The sequence below is a fragment of the Megasphaera sp. SW808 genome, assembly GCF_012027795.1.
Taxonomy (GTDB): domain Bacteria; phylum Bacillota; class Negativicutes; order Veillonellales; family Megasphaeraceae; genus Megasphaera; species Megasphaera stantonii.
The window spans coordinates 1-17,899 of the sequence record NZ_SJOT01000009.1 but is presented as its reverse complement, the minus strand read 5'-3'; the positions used below and the strand labels follow the sequence as shown (position 1 = coordinate 17,899).

Sequence of the window (17,899 nt, the reverse complement as noted above, 5' to 3'; positions counted from 1 at the left end):
GGTTTCATTATATTACCATTTGGAAAGGGATTCAAATAATTTTTACGAATTACGGCAATTCGAAGTCAGCCGTACTGCCCCTGTCGGTCTTGTGGACGGCCAGGCGCGCGTCGATTCGCTCTCTCAGCTCCGGTACGTGGGAGATAATGCCGACGAGACGGCCGCCCTGCTTGAGCTCCATCAGAGCCTTTAAGGCGAAATCCAGCGTTTCTCCGTCGAGAGTACCGAATCCTTCGTCGATAAATATCGTATCGAGGTGAATGCCGCCGGAATAGGCCTGTACCACGTCGGCCAGTCCCAGGGCTAAGGCCAGGGAAGCCAAAAAGGTCTCGCCGCCGGAGAGCGTATTAGCCGGGCGGGCGTATCCCGTATAGTTGTCGAATACTTCGATATCCAGGCCGATGCGCCGCACGCGCTTGTCGTCCCACGAGCGGGAGCGCTGCAGCTCATACCGCCGGCGGCTCATCAAATCGAGGCGGGCGTTGGCCGCCACCAAGACTTCGTCGAGAAGTGCTCCCAGCACATACCGCTCGAAGTTGACACCCGTATGCTGGCCGGAAATCAGTTCATATATGGAACCGACTGCCTCATACCGAGCCGACAGCTCCGCTTGCTCTCCCTGCCAGGCAGCAATCTGCTCCCGCCCCCGGCACAGTTCCTGTCGGCGTATCGCCGCGGCGGCACAGGATTCAGATAATCGCTGGCACAGCTTGTTTTTTTCGTCAAGCTGCGCCTTATATGCCGCCATATCCGGCTCCGGCTGCGAGGCGACGGCCTTTTCTTCCTGCGCTATCCGGCCCTGTATCTGCTGTACGTCCCGGTTATACTCGTCGACAGCCTGCTGCTCTCTGTCGATGGAGCCTACAAAGGGCTGCAGTTCCCGGCATTGCTGCAGGCTGTCAATTCCAGCCTGTCGAACCCGTTCCTTCAAATCGGCGGCGTACTCTTTATATTGCTTTCGCAGAGCCGTTACCTGTTCCTGCAGCAGGCGTTCCTGCTCCGTCCAGCGCGCGGCCTCCTTTTCGGCGTCGACAACGGCCTTTCGGCTTCGTTCTGCCTGTTCTTCATAGGCTTTAACGCGCTGGCTCAAATCAGCCATATGCCGTCTCAGTACGGCGGCGTCCCGATATTCTGCCGGTACGTCCGCTTCGGCTTGTTTCTTCGCCAACTGGCTCTGCGCGGCGGCGAGTCGAGCCGCTTCCGCCTGCTGGCGGGCCTGCTCTTCTTTTTGTATCCCTTCTTTTTGCTTCATCTCCCATTGCGTCACGGCGGCCCTCGTCCGTTCTGCCCGGGCGGCTTGTTCGCCCAGGAGGCTAACCTTCTGCTTCTGCGTGCCCAGCCGTACCCGCCATTGGGCGGACGTACATTCAAAAGGATACTGAGCACGCAGGTCGTCGCGCTGCCGCTTCAGACTTTGGAACTCCGCCTGTACGCGCTGGAGAGTCAGTTCAGCCTGACAGCGCTCCTCATCGCGCTGCTGAACCTGCCGTTTCCGCGCTTCTACGTCCTCCTTCCGCGGCATATGGGCCGCCAAAGGAGCCGGCATGGGATGCTCCGTCGCGCCGCAAACAGGACAAGGATCTCCGGCTTTCAGCTCCTTGGCCAGCAAAGCAGCCTGTCCCTGCAAAAACAAGGCTTGTACGCCTTCGTAATCCAACTGCGCCTGCGCCGCCCCGGCGGCAGCCCGGCTGCAGGTGTCCTCAGCGGCCCGGCACGCTGTATCCCGCTGCGCGATTTCCTCGGACAAGGCCTCTATCGACGCTTCCCGGCTCAGCCGTTCTTCCCAGGCAGCGGCCTGCCCTTTAGCCTGTTCCCACGCCGCGGCCAGCTCGGGCTGGTTAGCTACCTCTGCTCGTCCAGCGTCTATTCGGGCCTGCAAGGCCTCCCGTTCCTTCTGCAGCGCCGCCAATACCTCATCGGCGTGCCGGCTCTGGTCCGCCAGCTTCCGGGCCCTGCGGCACAGCTCTCCATACTGCTCAGCTTTTTCCGCCATGTTCTGCAGCAGGACGAGCTGCCTTGCGTCGGCGTCATGCGCCGCGCCCTGCGCCTGCAGTACTTCGGCCTCTTTGCGCACGGCCTGAAGGCGCTGCAGCGCCCGTTCGGCTTGTACGGCAGCTTCGCCGGCTTTTTGGCCGGCAGCGACGCCCTGGGCCTGTATCTCGTCGAGCTGGCGGCACGGTTCCGCCAGCAGCTGGGCGCGGCGCAGCACGTCGATATAGGCCTGTTTCTCCGCCATAGCTGTTTCCTGCTGACGCAGCTGTTCCCGCAGCCTGCGGCTTTCCTTCAAATTCTGCCAATGGCTGTACACTACCTGCGCGTCCTGGACTGTTTTCTGATAGATATCGCGGTCGGCTATGGCCGCGTCCAATTCACCCTGACGCAGCCGCTGTTCTTCGTCTGCAGCTTGTTCCATAGCAGTCAGCGCCGCTGCATCGCCGGCTCCCAGGCTCTGCAAAAGCTGAGCGATGCGCTCCTTGCGCAAGTCGTACTGCGACAGGATATCGTCGTATTTTTCCTTTGCCAGCTCCTGCAGCCGGGCGTAGCGCTGGGTATGAAACAAGGTCTGCATAATCTGCTGGCGGTCCGCCGAGCTGGCCAGCAGCAAACGGCGGAAATCTCCCTGGGGCAGCAGGACGACCTGCCGGAACTGCTCGGCCTTAAAGCCCAGCAGCCGTTCCACCTCTTCGCCGACCTTTTTCGTCGCGATGACCGCCGTCTTTTCTCCCCTTTCATCTACGGCGTATAAGGCGGCCGACGCCGCCGATTTCTTTAAGCCAGTGCCGCGCTTTTTCGCTATCTGCTGCTCCGGCCTTCGCTCGACGCAGTACCGCGCCGGTCCAATGGCAAAGGCAAAGACGACGTACGTCTCCTCTTCCGGCGAAGCATATTCACTGCGCATATGGGCGCCCGAGCGGCGGTTTCCGCTCGTTTCGCCGTACAGGGCATAGCACATCGCATCCAGTACCGTCGTCTTGCCGGCGCCGGTCGGCCCATATATCAAAAACAGCTTATGATCTTCCAGCCGGCGGAAATCAATAACCTGACGCCCGGCATAAGGACCGAAGGCGTTCATTTCCAAATATAATGGTTTCACAACAAGCCGTCTCCTTCCCGCTGCAGCATATCCGTCCACAAGTCGTCCATGCAAGCCTGCTCGGCCTCCGTCAGCGGCCGGTCCGGCATCATGGCCGCGGCAAAGCTCTCAAACAGCTGCCGCTCCGTAGTCCTGTGCAGGTCGAAGTCCCGTTCTCCCGTGCCGCCGCTTTGACGGTTCGGCATTTCCAGCGCCGCCGCTCGCGGATATTTCTGCCGCAGCTTAGCCATGCCGTCCAGAATCGGAGCCGTATCGGTCAGGCGGAACAGGATATAGTCGTCGGTATGCAAGTCTTCGCCGGCCATGATATCCTCAAACAAGCCCTCGACGACGCGTACGTCATGGCGGGGAGAAAAGGGCAAAAACGACGTCGCCGTCCCGCCCTTTTCGTCTATATCCACGATGACGGCTCCTTTTTTCTGCCTCCATTCGCCGAAGGAATATTTCAGCAGGCTGCCGGCATAGCGCACGTTCGGCCCGCCCACCTGCTGCGGCCCGTGGAGATGGCCCAGAGCCGTATACGTATAGTCGGAAAACAAGGCCGGCGAAACGGCGTCGCTTCCGCCGATCGACAACGGGCGTTCTGAATCGCTGCTTTCGCCGCCGGCAGCGAAGACATGGGCGACGCAGACCGTCCGCATCGCCGTTCCGGCGCGCCGGCTGTCTATGAAACGGGCTAAGGCGTCCTCATGGCTGCGGATCGTATCGTCGCCGAAATACAGCCTGGCCGCTGCCGGCTCGATAAACGGCAGGAGCACAAAGGCCACGGGTCCATAGGCGTCATGCAGGACGACCGGCCCGATCAGCTTGTCGAGTTCCCCGGCAATATAAAACCCCTGTTTTTCCAGCATCCGGCTGCCGAAGGACAGGCGGGCCGCGCTGTCATGATTGCCGCTGATGACGAAAAAGGGAACCCCCGCTTCCGCCGTAATCTTCGTCGCGATTTCATCAAACAAGGCCACGGCGTCTGCCGGCGGCAAGCTGCGGTCGTATACGTCGCCGGCCAGCACGACGGCGTCGATGCCCTCGTCCCGGATCATCGGCAGAAGCTGTTCCGTCAGCACATAGGCCTGGTCGTCCGTCAGGTAATCGCCGTAAAATAGTTTTCCTAAATGCCAATCTGCCGTATGCAGAATCCGCATAGGCAATCCCTCCTTATTCGCAGTATAAATCCCGCAGCATAGCGATTTCCCTGGCGTAGCCGTCTAACTCGTTAGGAGTTTCCAGATAAAACGGCAGCGTCCGCAGGGCCGGATGGTTGATAATCTTCCGAAATGCCTCCAGTCCGATATGGCCTTCGCCGATTTTTTCATGCCGGTCCTTGCGGCTGCCCAGGGGATTCTTGCTGTCGTTAATATGAACGGCCTTCAGCCACTCCAATCCGATAAGGCGGTCAAACTGCTCCAGCACCTCATCCAGGCGCTCCGTAATGTCATAGCCGCCGTCAAATACGTGGCACGTATCCAGGCAGACGCCTACCTTATCAGAAAATTGCACCTTGTCGATAATAGCCGCCAGCTCTTCAAAGCTGCGGCCTACTTCCGTCCCCTTGCCGGCCATGGTTTCCAGCAGCACCGTCGTCCTTTGTCCTGAAAACATGCATTGGTTCATCATGGACGCAATGAGGCGGATTCCCTCGTCCGCGCCCTGCCCGACGTGGCTGCCGGGATGAAAATTGTAACGGCAGTTATCCAGATATTCCAGCCGCTGCAAATCCTCGCTCATCGCTTCGACGGCAAACTGCCGCGTTCGCTCCGTCTTGGAGCAGCCGTTGAGCGTATACGGCGCATGGGCCAGAATAGGCGCAAAATCATGGGCCGCCATGAGCTTGTTCAGCTGCTTCATATCGTCTATATCCAGCTTTCGGACACTGCCGCCGCGGGGATTGCGCGTAAAAAACTGAAACGTATCGGCGCCGATGGTCAGAGCTTCCTCGCCCATATGGCGAAAGCCCTGGGAAACGGACAGATGACATCCTATATGCAGCATATTTCTTCACCTCGCATAAGAAAAAGGCTGCAGCAAATAGTATGTCACTTCGCTGCAGCGCTCTTCGTATTTTTTATTATTCTGCCTCCTGGCAGTCCTTGCATACACCCAGGAAAGACAAACTCACGCCGCTGACAGAAAATCCTGTCTGCGCCTCGGCCTGTCTGGCCAGCTGGCCTTCGTCGATATCGACGTCGAGCACGCGGTTGCATTTGACGCACCGTATATGGGCGTGCTGGGATGTATTATAATCGTAGCGGTGGGCGTCTTCGCCGCACTGCAAAATTTTTACTACGCCGATTTTTGCAAAAATCTCCATGGTCTTGTACACCGTCGCCAAGCTCATCGATGGATACTGGGGCTGGAGCTGCTGGTAAATGGATTCTGCGTTGGGATGGGTCATATTATGATCGATCGCATCGTATACAGCCAGCCGCTGCGGCGTAACCTTGTAGCCGTTACTCCGTAATAATTCGGCAATATTCATATCGTTTCCCCCCTTTTGTGCAAGGATACTGAGCATACTAACTAAACATATAATATGCGAAAGTATTCTCTATTACATTGTAACGGTTATTAATAGATTTTTCAATATAAATAGATAAAATTTTTTAATTTGACGAATACAAAATTTGCAAGCATAATATATACTGTATTAGAAAGGAGTTTTCCATGACAGACCAACACATTATTCAAACAATCGCTCATACGATACACGTGTCAGAAAAGCAAATCCAGACGGCCCTGAGCCTCCTGCAAAGCGGCAACACGATTCCCTTTATCGCCCGTTACCGCAAGGAAGCGACGGGTATGCTGAACGAAATACAGCTGCGCCAAATCCAGGAGCAGTACGAATATGAACAAGCCCTGTCCAGCCGCCGCGAAGCCGTACGCCAGTCCATTATGGAGCAAGGCCAGTGGACGGAAGAATTAGGACGTCTCCTAGACCAGGCCGGCAAGCTGCAGGAAATCGAAGACCTTTACATGCCTTATAAGCCGAAAAAACGGACAAAAGCGTCCATGGCCCGCGACGCCGGGCTGGAGCCGCTGGCCGACATCTTCTGGCAGCAGGATCCCCACGGGCCGTCTCCGGAAGAGGCCGCCGCATCTTACCTGAATGAAACGATACCGACAATCGAAGACGCCATTGCCGGCGCGGCCAATATTTTAGCGGAACGCATGTCCGAGCTTGCGCCGTACCGTCAGTATCTCCGCCGCGCCTTGTGGAAAACGTCAAAGCTGGAATGCGCCCTGTTAGTCGAAGAGGACGAAGCCAAGGCCATGCTGACCTATAAGGACTTCAGCGGCCGCATCGCCTCCCTTCCCAGCCACCGCATACTGGCCATCAACCGAGGAGAAGCGCAGAAGCTGCTGAAGGTAACTCTGACCGACACGCCGGACGCCAACATCGGCAAGCTCATACAAGACGTAACAGTCTGCGATTCGCCTTACGGGCAGATCATCGCCGCAGCAGCAGCCGACAGCTATAAGCGCCTCATCTTCCCCCAGTTGGAACGGGAAATCCGCAGCGACCTGACAGAACGGGCCGAAAAGCAGGCCATTTCTATCTTCGCCAAGAACCTGCGCAGCCTGCTCCTCCAGCCGCCCTTTGCCGGACAGGTAATCTTAGGCCTGGACCCGGGATACCGCACGGGCTGCAAGGCCGCCGTCATCGACGCGACGGGCAACGTCCTCGATTACGGCGTCTGCTATTTGACCGGCTCGGAAAAACAGCGCCGCGCCAGCGCCGACACCCTCCTGAGCATGATTCAAAATCACGGCGTAACGCTCTTATCTATCGGAAACGGCACGGCCTCTTATGAAACGGAGCAGTTCGTAGCCAGCCTCATTCAGGAAAACGACTTATCCTGCCGCTACATCATCGCCAACGAATCAGGCGCGTCGGTCTACTCTGCGTCCGATCTGGCTAGGGAAGAGCTGCCCGACCTGGATGTCACCATCCGCGGAGCCGTATCCATTGCCCGCCGGATTCAGGATCCCCTGGCAGAGGCCGTCAAAATCGACCCGAAATCAATCGGCGTCGGCCAATATCAGCACGACGTCAACCAAAAGTCCTTATCAGCCGCCCTGGACGCCGTCGTCGAATCCGTCGTCAACTACGTCGGCGTCGACCTCAACACGGCGTCGGCAGCCCTGCTGCAGCATGTATCGGGCTTGACGGCGGCCACGGCGGCCAATATCGTCGCCTACCGCAAGGAAAACGGCCCCTTTCACAGCCGGCAGGAGCTGCTGTCGGTCAACCGCTTAGGCCCGGCTACCTTTACGCAGTGCGCCGGCTTCCTGCGCATTAAAGGCGGCGACGAACCCTTGGACAACACGTCGGTCCATCCCGAATCGTACGAGCTGACAGAAAAAATCATCAGCCATTATGGCCTGACGAAAGCAGACCTCCACGACGAAGAAAAACTCCGCGCCCTGCAAAGCAAGGTGCAGATGAACGCCGTCCCTGTCCTGGCCGCCAAATTCCAGGCCGGCGAGCCGACGATCCGCGATATCCTGGAAGAGCTGCGCAAGCCGGGTCGCGACGTCCGCAGCGAATTTCCCTTGCCGCTGACGCGCCGCAACGTCGTATCTCTGGACGAATTAAAAATAGGAACCGCCGTCCGCGGCACCGTCCACAACGTCGTCGACTTCGGCGCGTTCGTCGACTTCGGCTTAAAGACACCGGGGCTGATTCACCGCTCCGAGCTGTGCAATCATCCCTTCCGCCACCCGACCGACGTCATCAGCGTCGGAGACGTCGTCGATGCCGTCATCATCTCCGTCGACAGCTCCCGCGGCCGCGTCGGCTTATCGATCAAAAAATTAAAGCAATCCCTGAAAAGACCAACAGAATCCTGACACAACAGCCAGATGTGCCCCGGCATATCTGGCTGTTTTCCATATTAAAGTATATCTCCGTATACGAAAAAAACGCTAGTGCATCACTGCACTAGCGCTCTCGAGTCTGGTGGGCGATAACAGGATCGAACTGCTGACATCCTGCTTGTAAGGCAGGCGCTCTCCCAGCTGAGCTAATCGCCCAAATAGTGGTGACCCCTACGGGATTCGAACCCATGTTCTCGCCGTGAAAGGGCGGTGTCTTAAACCACTTGACCAAGGGGCCATGGCTCCTCAAGTAGGACTCGAACCTACGACAAATCGGTTAACAGCCGATTGCTCTACCGACTGAGCTATTGAGGAATAACTCATGTGTTCTCACTGGAACGATATTTATTATACTAGTAAGAAAGAAAAAATGCAAGTACTTTTTTGAAATTTTTTTGATGAATTCTGACGCCTCTATGTCCCAGCCTGCTCGCCGGCCTTATACATCCATTTTACCGCAATTACCCTTGTTTCAGCCGTTTGATAAAGCTGAAAATACAATACGCCGACGCAGCAGCCGCCAAGCCGCCTCCGGCATAGCCGATATAGGCAATAGAACTGTACGTAGAAACCATGCCGCCAATCCAGGTGCCGCTGCCGATTCCCAAGTTGAAGATGCCGGAAAAAATAGACATCGCCACGGCAGCCGCGCTGAGAGACGTATGCTGAATTAGTTCGGCCTGGAAAGATACGTTGAAGATCGTAGCAGCCATGCCGAGGACCGCGCATAATATCATGACGGCATACAAGCTGCCTGAAGCCGCGTGCAGCAATAATGGCGGCACAGCCATGCAGATAAACGACAGGCGAAGCATTCCGAAGCGAAAATGGCCGTAGCCGCGCGAAAACAAGACGCTGCCGCCTAATCCGCTGAGGCCGAAAAGAATCAGCGTCAAAGTAATCCACTCTTCCGACATACCGGCAATCTGCTGCAAAAACGGTTCGATATAGCTGTAACTCGTATAATATGCCGTCGCCATGACTACGGTCAGCCCATATAAACGAATCAAGACGGGATTTTTAACGAGCTCCGGCAGCTGCCGTACCGAGAAGGCCGAGCGGCTGGGAATCTGCGGAAATACGCGCCATATATAAACCAAGGTGAGAAAAGATATGATGCCGATCGTCAAGAAGGTCATGCGCCAGCCAATATACAAGCCGATAACGCGGCCTAAAGGCAGGCCTAAAATCATCGCGATAGAGGTTCCCGTCGCCACCATGCTCAGCGCCGTCGAGCGATGTTCCTTTTCTACGAGCTGAACGGCCATAGGAGCCGCAATAGACCAAAAGACGGAATGAGCGCAGGCCACGCAGATGCGCGACGCCGTCAGCAATGCATATTGGCTGGAAAAAGCCGATAGTGCCTGCCCCAGACAAAACACGCCCAGCGTCATCAGCAGCAGCTTGCGGTATTCTACCTTGCAGGCCAGCAGCATGAGAGGCAGCGATAAAATCGTAACCGCCCAGGAATAGGCCGATATCATGACGCCGGCCTGCGCTTCGGTAATCTGAAAGTCCGAAGCGATGCTCGTCAGCAGTCCAATCGGCATAAATTCCGACGTATTAAATAAAAAAGCCGAAACGGTAATCCCCGCCAGGGGCAGAAATTGACGCAATGAAATACGGTGGTTCATAAAAAAACGACATCTCCTGATATAGCTAAGAATTGAACTTCCCTATCATATAAAATTTTAAGCGAAAGGTCAAGAAAAATGCACGTAAAAAAGCTCTCGCGAAAAATCACGAGAGCTTTTGCAATTACATTTACACAGGTAAGAGCAACTCTTACATCATGCCAGGCATGCCGCCCATGCCGGGAGCTGCCGGGGCTGCCGGAGCCGGTTCCGGTTTGTCTGCAACCAACGTTTCCGTCGTCAATACCAAAGCGGCGATGGAAGCAGCGTTCTGCAAGGCCGTACGCGTAACCTTAGCCGGGTCTACGATACCGGCTTTTACCATGTCGACGTATTCTTCCGTCAGCGCGTTAAAGCCAACGCCCTTATCGGATGCTTTAACCTTCGCTACGATAACCGAGCCTTCCAAGCCTGCATTAGCGGCAATCTGACGAACCGGTTCTTCAATAGCGCGTTTTACGAGGTTGATGCCCGTCTGTACGTCGCCTTCTTCATGGAATTCATCCAAAGCCGGGAGAATGTCGATGAACGTCGTGCCGCCGCCGGCTACGATGCCTTCTTCAACAGCTGCGCGCGTAGCGTTCAAGGCGTCTTCGAGGCGAAGCTTCTTATCTTTCAATTCAACTTCCGTCGCAGCGCCGACTTCGATGACAGCTACGCCGCCGGACATCTTGGCCAAGCGTTCCTGCAATTTTTCTTTATCGAAATCAGACGTCGTTTCAGCGATCTGCGCTTTGATCTGCGCAACGCGGTTTTTGATTTCTTCAGCGTTGCCGTGACCTTCAACAATCGTCGTTTCGTCCTTCGTAACGCGAACCTGACGGGCCGTGCCGAGGTCTTCCATCGTAATGCTGTCAAGTTTGCGGCCTACGTCTTCTGTAATGACAGTAGCGCCGGTGAGGATAGCGATATCCTGAAGCATTGCTTTGCGGCGGTCGCCGAAGCCCGGAGCCTTAACGGCAACGGCTCTGAAGGTGCCGCGGAGCTTGTTGACTACCAACGTAGCCAACGCTTCGCCTTCTACGTCTTCTGCGATGATGAGGAGTTCTTTCCCAGCCTGTACGACTTTTTCGAGGACAGGGAGCATTTCCTGAATAGAAGCGATTTTGCGGTCCGTAACGAGGATGTACGGTTCAGTCATAACGGCTTCCATCTTATCCGGGTCCGTTACCATGTACGGGGAAATGTAGCCGCGGTCGAACTGCATGCCTTCGACGACAGACAGCTGCGTACCCATCGTCTTGGATTCTTCAACGGTGATGACACCGTCTTTACCAACTTTTTCCATAGCGTCGGCAATGAGGCCGCCGATTTCTTCGTCGCCTGCGGAAATAGAAGCTACCTGAGCAATAGCAGCTTTATCGGAAACGGCGATGGAACGCTGTTTGATTTCTTCTACCAATTTAGCGACAGCTTTTTCAATGCCCCGTTTCAAAATCATCGGGTTCGCGCCGGCCGCTACGTTGCGCATGCCTTCCTGGATCATAGCCTGAGCCAGCAACGTAGCCGTCGTCGTGCCGTCGCCTGCTACGTCGTTCGTCTTCGTAGCGACTTCTTTGACGAGCTGTGCGCCCATGTTTTCAAAGGGATCTTCCAATTCGATGTCGCGGGCAATCGTTACACCGTCGTTCGTAATCGTCGGGGCGCCGAATTTCTTATCCAATACGACGTTGCGGCCTTTAGGTCCCAACGTAACTTTTACTGCGTTTGCCAAAGCGTCGACGCCTTTGCCCAAAGCGCGGCGTGCTTCTTCATTGAACAAAATCTGTTTTGCCATTGTTAAACACTCTCCTGTATGTAAAGTAATCTAGGTTCTATAAAATTAGCAAATAGCCAAGATGTCGCGTTCGCTGACGATCAAATATTCAGTGCCTTCATATTTGACTTCCGTGCCTGCATATTTGGAGAAAATAATCTTGTCGCCGACTTTTACATCCAATGCAACGCGGCTGCCATTGTCCTGCACTTTGCCGGGACCTACGGCAACGACTTCGCCCTGGCTCGGCTTTTCTTTAGCCGTATCAGGCAAAAAGATGCCGCTGGCAGTTTTTTCTTCTTGTTCCAGTACGCGGATAACAACGCGATCTCCTAACGGTTTTAACATTTTATATTCCTCCTCAATCATACACTGTATCTTTCATCTTGTTAGCACTCGCTGTATCCGAGTGCTAATTACAATATATATATTACTCATGAAAGGTGAAAAAGTCAAGACTTTTGTCTTCTTTTTTTCGCAACCCTTACGTCGAGCCGCCGCGGCGCTGCTCTGCGCTGGCAACGACCGCCTCAGCAACAGATTTTAACGAACGGCGCTTTTTCATGCTGTATTGCTGCAGACGGCGATACGCCTCCTGTTCGGATATCTTATACAGCTCCATCAAGTAGCCCTTTGCCTTTTCGACAACTTTTCTCGTCTCTATGCGCTCGTTCATTTCCCAGAGCTGCCGCGCCGTTTCTTCCTGCCGTTTAAACTGAGATATGGCGATTTCCATGGCAGGAAACAGGTTGACCGGGCTCACGGGCTTGACCAAATACCCCAGCACACCCGAATCCTTGGCTTGCTCAACGACGTCCTGCTGGCTGTAAGCCGTCAGCAGCAAAACCGGCGCAATGCGTTCGTGACAGATCATTTTAGCCGCATGGATGCCGTCCAGCCGCGGCATTTTGATGTCCAGCAATACGATATCCGGCTTTTCTTTCCGCGCCAATTCCAGCGCTTCCACGCCGTCGGCCGCTTCCCCCACGACCACATGGCCGGCTTCTTCGAGCATTTCGCATAAATCCAGCCGGATGATAGATTCATCGTCCCCAATTACGACGCGATACCCCATATTCGTTATCCCCTCTCTGCAATAGAAAACTGTATTCGTACTTCCGTGCCGTGCGGCACAACGGGAGTAAACGACAACTCTCCTTTTAAATCCTTTTCTACCAACGTGCGGACGATTGTCAGGCCCAAATGCTTGCGCCCTTCGCCGCCTTGCGGCAAGGTCATGCCGACGCCCGTATCGCTGACGGTCAGCGCGCACGTCGTCCCTGCCTGCGTCACGGCGACGCGCACTTCCCCTTCGTCCAGCCCCTCAAAGCCGTGGATGATGGCATTAGTAATCAGTTCATTCAGCACTAACGCCAGCGACGTAGCCATATCCGACGGCAGGGGCAGCTCGTTTCCGGAAAACGACGTCCTGACGCGGCATTCCGCCCCGGCCATGCCATGAGTCAGCAGCGACAGCAGCTGTTTGGCGACTACGCAGATATCAATAGATTCTTCGTCGTGGTGCGATAAAATTTCATGAACCAAGGAAATGCTGAGTATGCGGTTTACGCTTTCCTGCAGCACATCCTTCGCCTCCCGGCTTTCGGTCCTGCGCATCTGCATGCGCAGCAGGCTGGCGACAGTCTGCAAATTATTTTTTACGCGGTGGTGAATTTCCTTGATAACCGACGTCTTGATCATCAGCTCTTCTTCTTTGCGGTACAACTCAGTCCGCTCCGTCAAAATAGCTATGACCCGATATACCTTGCCGCGCCGCAGCAGAGGAATGACCCGCCGCGTGACGACGACTTCCCCGAAGGTAATGTCCTCGGCAAAGCCTTCCCGCGTCGCCAGGGCCTGCTTCGCGCCGGTCAGATTGGTCCGGCTGTTGTAGATATTAGAGCCGACCAGCATGCCGGAATATCCGCGCATGTGCATGATGCTTTCCGCCATTTCGTCTGCGTAAATCACGACGCCGTTGCAGTTGATGAGGATGACGCCGTCCTGCACGGATAAGGGGCGGTATAGCTTGCGGAAATCCCTCTCGATGGGGACCTGCAGAGCCAAAAAAGCCGTTTCAGTCAGCATATCGCGGTTGCTTTCTATCGTGCCGACAAAGGCGACGACGGCGATCGTTTCCCCGCCGTTATCGACGAAGGGATAGGCGAACAGCGGCTCAATACGCCCATAATCTACCTCTTTGCTGCCTTGCATCATCTGCCCCGTCTGCAGTACCTGCAGCACGACCGGTTCTTCGTACCCGGCGCAGACTGTTCCAGCTTTTTTTCTATTCGCCTGCGTTTCCGCCGGCTGCAGCAGCGGAAGGCGCTGCGCCGCCAAGACTACCGTGCCTGCCTTCTGCCCCGGCACAAAGACCAGCAGCTCCCGATGGGATAAGTCGCTGGCAAACTGCAGCAAATCTTCGCTGTTTTTTAGAATATGAATTTGTACGTCCGACAAGGCGCTGGCACTGCGGCAAATCGTTTCAATAGAAGACATAATCAGGACCTCTTTAATACGAGGAAATCGCCAAGGCCGGCTTGGCGTTGAGCGTCAGATCGGCGAAATGCCCTTCCAGGGCCATGTAATAAGCCCGGCATCCAATCATCGCCCCGTTGTCCGTACATAAAACGGGCTCTGGCCGATAAAACGAATACCCGTGGGCTGCGCAGGCCTGTTCCATCGCCGCGGCTAAGGCGCTGTTGGCCGAAACGCCGCCGGCAACGGCAATCTTGTTCATACCGCAGTACGCCGCTGCATCCATGGTCTTTTCTACCAGCGTTTCCACTACGGTCTTTTGGAAGCTTGCCGCAACGTCGTGTACATCATAGGGCTGCTTTCGCTGTTCCTGTGTATGAAGGTAATTCAGCACCGCCGATTTTAAGCCGCTGAAACTGAATTCAAAGTTATGCTTTTCATGCAGGGCCTTAGGAAATGCAATGGCGTCAGGATTTCCGTCCTTCGCCAGCTTGTCGATCTGCGGGCCGCCAGGATAGGGATAGCCCATGACGCGGGCAATTTTATCGAAGGCTTCCCCCGCCGCGTCGTCCCGCGTCTGCCCCAGCAGCATAAACGTATTGTATCCTTCAATTTTTACCAGCTGCGTGTGGCCCCCCGACACGACCAGAGCCAAAAAGGGCGGCTCCAGCTCGGGATGGCTGAGGAAATTGGCAAAAATATGCCCTTCCATATGGTTGACGCCGACCAAGGGCTTATCCAAGGCAAAGCTCAGGGCCTTGGCGGCCGCGACGCCGACCAGCAGCGCTCCGACTAACCCCGGCCCATAGGTAACGCCAATGTGGTCTACCTCCTGCAGCGACACGTGGGCCGTATCGAGGGCTTCTTTGATAATCGGCATGACGTATTCGATATGCTGCCGCGAAGCAATTTCCGGGACGACGCCGCCGAATTTACGGTGAATCGGCACCTGCGTCGATATGATATTAGAAAGAATCTGCCGTCCGTCCTGAATAACGGCGGCCGACGTTTCGTCGCAACTCGTTTCTAGTGCTAAAGTATACATCCTTACTCATCCTTTTTATATGAATTGGTAATCCACTGATAATTTTCTCTTTTGCAGTCCATTACATAGGCGTCTTCTTCCGGCTCGGAATAATAGTTTTTCCGTACCGACAGGACCTGATATCCTAATTTGCGGTACAAATGCAGCGCCCCGATATTAGAAACGCGCACTTCCAAAAAAATATCACTGCATCCGTCTTCCCAAGCCGCTTCCATCAAGACCCGCAGCAGCAGCTCGCCATAGCCCTGCCTGCGGTACTGCTTTCTCAGCGCAATATTCGTAATCTGCCCTTCGTCAAGAACGCGCCATAACCCGGCATATCCGGCAATGGTTCCATCTTCATCGGCTAATACATAATACATAGTCAAACTCGGATTGGCCAGCTCTCGGCTTATGGCTTGCAGCGACCACGGCACGGAAAAAGATTCTGTCTCTACGTCGAAAATGCCCTGGGCGTCAGCCCCTTCTGCTTTTCTTACAATCATAGGCACCGTTGGCCTCCATGACGTTTTTCCCACAATACCTCCGCCTCGCTCCGGCGCTTGTACGCCGGCGTCAAGGTCATACAGTCGTCTGCCTCTCCGGCAGCCAGGCGCTGCTGCCCGGCCAGGGCCAGGCTTCCTGCCCGAGGAATGACCATCGTCGGCGGAGCGATGCGGAATAAATCGCTGGCAACGGCGATCTTCTGCCGCCCCAGCAATGCCCCGTCTCCGCAAAATACGACAGGTTCCCCCTGTTTCTGCAGCCGTTCCAGTACGTCGTCCAACGGCATGATAGACACCTCGTCCAATGTTTCCAATACACTTCTGTTCCACTTGTATACCGATGCGTATACGTTTCCCTTCTGCGCGTCGATAAGAGGACAGATTTTATCCGCATTTCCCACAAAATTCCAAGCCAAGCTCGTCGGCGTTTCTATTCCGACAATAGGCGTCTGCCAGGCAAAGGCCAATCCTTTAGCCGTCGCCAAGCCGATGCGCAGCCCCGTAAAAGACCCCGGTCCAATAGATACGACGATCCCGTCGATATCGGCTTTACCGACCGACGCCTTGTCCAGCATATCGGCGATATGCGGCATCAGCTGCTCCGAATGAGTTAATCTTGCTTGTATCGTAAGTTCCGCCCGCAGCGTCTGTTCGTGCAAAAGAGCCACGCTCGACACAAGGCTGGAGGTTTCAATGGCTAACAACATAAGACTCTACCTCTTTTTCCGCGGCAGCCCAGCGGGCGCCGTTAAATTCAAAATGAAAGATGCGTTCCGTCAAACCCTTCTTTTCGATAAAAACGCGAGCCGCGTCCTCCGGCAGTCGTTCGGGGAATTTTTCCGACCACTCGATAACGGTCACGCCTCTCGTCAAGTAATCGTCAAACCCCAGGTCGTCTAATTCATATTCGTCTTCCAGACGATAAAAATCAAAATGCTGCAACGGAACGGCATGTTCATAATAGTTCAATATAGTGAACGTCGGACTGACGACGGGCTCACCGATGCCCATTCCCTTAGCAATTCCTTGGACAAAATGCGTTTTTCCCGCACCCAAATCCCCCTGCAGCGCTAATACGTCGCCGTCGGTCAAAACTCGTCCTAACGCGGCGCCTAAGGCAATCGTATCTTGTTCTGAGCGTGTTTCTATATCTATCATGATGCATCTCCTCAGCTATGAAAATGATTCCAGCCAGTCGGCTGTAATACAGACGTCTTTCCCTCGTGCCGGACGTATACCTGCCCCTTGCCGGGCCGTACCTGCCCAATGGCCGTCACATAGGGACACTCCTGCCGCAGGGCTTCGAAATCTTCGGGAGCCATCGTAAAGATCAACTCATAATCTTCTCCGCCGTTAAATACATAGGCATATATATCTTTCTGTACGACCCGGGCCCATTGCCGCAGCTCCTCACTGCAGGGAATCGCCTCTTTATCCAATATTAAATCGACGCCGCTGGCCTTGGCAATTTCATTCGACTCGCTCGCCAATCCGTCGCTGATGTCATTCAAGCTATGGGCGCGATATGCTACCAAAGCACGTCCTAGTTGTATCTGCGGCGTTGGAAATTGATGAGCTTTTTTCAAATGAGCATACCCATCTATCCCATGAAGAAGTACATCCAGACCGCCGGCAGAATCGCCAATCGTATGCGAAACGGCGACGACATCGCCGGGCCTGGCGCCGCCGCGGCAAATAGCTTTCCCGGACTCTACTTCGCCAAAGGCCGCCACGGTGATGACTAAAGCACCTTTAGACAAAACCGTATCCCCGCCAATAATATTGACGCCGTAGGTTCTGCATATGTCTTTCATTCCCTCATACAGTGCCGTCAAATCAGCCATTTCCATATCCGTGGGAATAGCTGTAGACAGCACGATGTGCGTCGGAATACCGCCCATCGCGGCGATATCGCTCAAATTAGAGGCCACAGCTTTATACCCGACGTCAAACCAGGAAGCCGTCTTCCCTATAATGAAATGACTTCCCTCGACCATCGTATCAATGACAGCAATTTGCTCCATACCTTCTGTCGTCTTATACACAGCTCCGTCGTCGCCAATTCCCACGACGACAGAAGAAGGATTAAACAATGTTCCTTCCTTGACGGCATCGATGAACCCAAATTCGCCGATATCTGAAATCTTCATGTCAGTACTCCTCATATATTTAGACTTTTGAATATATTTTAATAGAAACAAAGTCAAAAGTAAAATCATTAGGCATATTTAGATATACAAAAAAACAGCTCATACAAATTGCATGAGCTGTTCTGTGGTGACCCGGTAGGGATTCGAACCCTAGACCTACTGATTCGTAGTCAGTCACTCTATCCAGCTGAGCTACCGAGTCATGAAAGGGATTCAAACTCTATGAATAGAATCCCTTTTTTGGCAGGGGCAGAAGGACTTGAACCCTCAACCGACGGTTTTGGAGACCGCTACTCTACCAATTGAGCTATACCCCTATAATAATCAGCGGCTTCCTATCCTCCCAGGGGGCCTCCCCCCAAGTACTTTCGGCGTTTGC

General features: G+C 54.7%; 15 protein-coding genes and 5 tRNA genes. 1 reads left to right on the top strand and 19 read right to left on the bottom strand.

What is annotated here, in order from left to right; genetic code table 11:
* Positions 1–49: 49 nt before the first annotated feature.
* The 4 genes from E0L13_RS05045 to E0L13_RS05030 all read right to left on the bottom strand — a co-directional run bounded on the left by E0L13_RS05045 (position 50) and on the right by E0L13_RS05030 (position 5,570).
* Positions 50–3,094, bottom strand: a complete 3,045-nt coding sequence (locus E0L13_RS05045) for an SMC family ATPase (protein WP_168060769.1) — start codon at positions 3,092–3,094, stop codon at positions 50–52.
* Complete coding sequence (locus E0L13_RS05040) at positions 3,091–4,236, bottom strand: exonuclease SbcCD subunit D (protein WP_168060767.1); 1,146 nt, start codon at positions 4,234–4,236, stop codon at positions 3,091–3,093. The genes E0L13_RS05045 and E0L13_RS05040 overlap by 4 nt, the downstream gene beginning before the upstream one ends.
* Before the next feature lie 13 nt (positions 4,237–4,249).
* A complete protein-coding gene (locus tag E0L13_RS05035) occupies positions 4,250–5,083 on the bottom strand; it encodes a deoxyribonuclease IV (protein ID WP_168060765.1) in 834 nt (277 codons plus the stop codon).
* Between the two features lie 76 nt (positions 5,084–5,159).
* Positions 5,160–5,570, bottom strand: a complete 411-nt coding sequence (locus tag E0L13_RS05030) for a Fur family transcriptional regulator (protein WP_087477986.1) — start codon at positions 5,568–5,570, stop codon at positions 5,160–5,162.
* 185 nt (positions 5,571–5,755) lie between these two features.
* On the opposite strand from E0L13_RS05030, the gene E0L13_RS05025 reads away from it, so the two are divergent.
* Positions 5,756–7,945, top strand: coding sequence for a Tex family protein (locus E0L13_RS05025; RefSeq protein WP_168060763.1), 2,190 nt, complete (start codon positions 5,756–5,758; stop codon positions 7,943–7,945).
* Positions 7,946–8,052: 107 nt separating this feature from the next.
* Here the strand turns inward: E0L13_RS05025 and E0L13_RS05020 are convergent.
* The 15 genes from E0L13_RS05020 to E0L13_RS04950 form a co-directional block, all read right to left on the bottom strand.
* Positions 8,053–8,128 (bottom strand) — tRNA-Val (locus E0L13_RS05020).
* Between the two features lie 6 nt (positions 8,129–8,134).
* Positions 8,135–8,210: transfer RNA gene (locus E0L13_RS05015), tRNA-Glu, on the bottom strand.
* 1 nt (position 8,211) lies between these two features.
* Positions 8,212–8,287: transfer RNA gene (locus E0L13_RS05010), tRNA-Asn, on the bottom strand.
* 146 nt (positions 8,288–8,433) lie between these two features.
* The gene (locus tag E0L13_RS05005; RefSeq protein ID WP_107196421.1) at positions 8,434–9,606 is read right to left on the bottom strand and encodes a sugar transporter; all 1,173 of its coding nucleotides are present in this window, start codon (positions 9,604–9,606) and stop codon (positions 8,434–8,436) included.
* Between the two features lie 151 nt (positions 9,607–9,757).
* Positions 9,758–11,383 (bottom strand): chaperonin GroEL, encoded by a 1,626-nt coding sequence (gene groL / locus E0L13_RS05000; protein WP_087478854.1) that lies wholly within the window; start codon positions 11,381–11,383, stop codon positions 9,758–9,760.
* Between the two features lie 45 nt (positions 11,384–11,428).
* Entirely contained in the window at positions 11,429–11,710 is a 282-nt protein-coding gene (groES, locus tag E0L13_RS04995; protein ID WP_087478853.1) for a co-chaperone GroES, read from the bottom strand.
* A gap of 136 nt (positions 11,711–11,846) precedes the next feature.
* Positions 11,847–12,437 carry a response regulator gene (locus E0L13_RS04990; protein WP_087478852.1) on the bottom strand — a complete coding sequence of 197 codons (591 nt, stop codon included), beginning with the start codon at positions 12,435–12,437 and terminating at the stop codon, positions 11,847–11,849.
* 5 nt (positions 12,438–12,442) lie between these two features.
* Complete coding sequence (locus tag E0L13_RS04985; RefSeq protein ID WP_095629542.1) at positions 12,443–13,861, bottom strand: histidine kinase N-terminal domain-containing protein; 1,419 nt, start codon at positions 13,859–13,861, stop codon at positions 12,443–12,445.
* Between the two features lie 13 nt (positions 13,862–13,874).
* The gene (tsaD, locus tag E0L13_RS04980; protein ID WP_168060761.1) at positions 13,875–14,885 is read right to left on the bottom strand and encodes a tRNA (adenosine(37)-N6)-threonylcarbamoyltransferase complex transferase subunit TsaD; all 1,011 of its coding nucleotides are present in this window, start codon (positions 14,883–14,885) and stop codon (positions 13,875–13,877) included.
* A gap of 2 nt (positions 14,886–14,887) precedes the next feature.
* Positions 14,888–15,370 carry a ribosomal protein S18-alanine N-acetyltransferase gene (rimI, locus tag E0L13_RS04975; RefSeq protein WP_168060759.1) on the bottom strand — a complete coding sequence of 161 codons (483 nt, stop codon included), beginning with the start codon at positions 15,368–15,370 and terminating at the stop codon, positions 14,888–14,890.
* Positions 15,367–16,077, bottom strand: a complete 711-nt coding sequence (tsaB, locus tag E0L13_RS04970; protein WP_168060757.1) for a tRNA (adenosine(37)-N6)-threonylcarbamoyltransferase complex dimerization subunit type 1 TsaB — start codon at positions 16,075–16,077, stop codon at positions 15,367–15,369. Before tsaB ends, rimI begins: the two co-directional genes overlap by 4 nt.
* A complete protein-coding gene (tsaE, locus tag E0L13_RS04965; RefSeq protein WP_168060755.1) occupies positions 16,061–16,528 on the bottom strand; it encodes a tRNA (adenosine(37)-N6)-threonylcarbamoyltransferase complex ATPase subunit type 1 TsaE in 468 nt (155 codons plus the stop codon). The genes tsaB and tsaE overlap by 17 nt, the downstream gene beginning before the upstream one ends.
* 11 nt (positions 16,529–16,539) lie before the next feature.
* Positions 16,540–17,520 (bottom strand): thiamine-phosphate kinase, encoded by a 981-nt coding sequence (gene thiL / locus E0L13_RS04960; protein ID WP_168060753.1) that lies wholly within the window; start codon positions 17,518–17,520, stop codon positions 16,540–16,542.
* A 125-nt stretch (positions 17,521–17,645) separates the two neighbouring features.
* A tRNA-Arg gene (locus E0L13_RS04955) sits at positions 17,646–17,722 on the bottom strand.
* A 39-nt stretch (positions 17,723–17,761) separates the two neighbouring features.
* Positions 17,762–17,837 (bottom strand) — tRNA-Trp (locus E0L13_RS04950).
* Positions 17,838–17,899 lie beyond the last annotated feature (62 nt).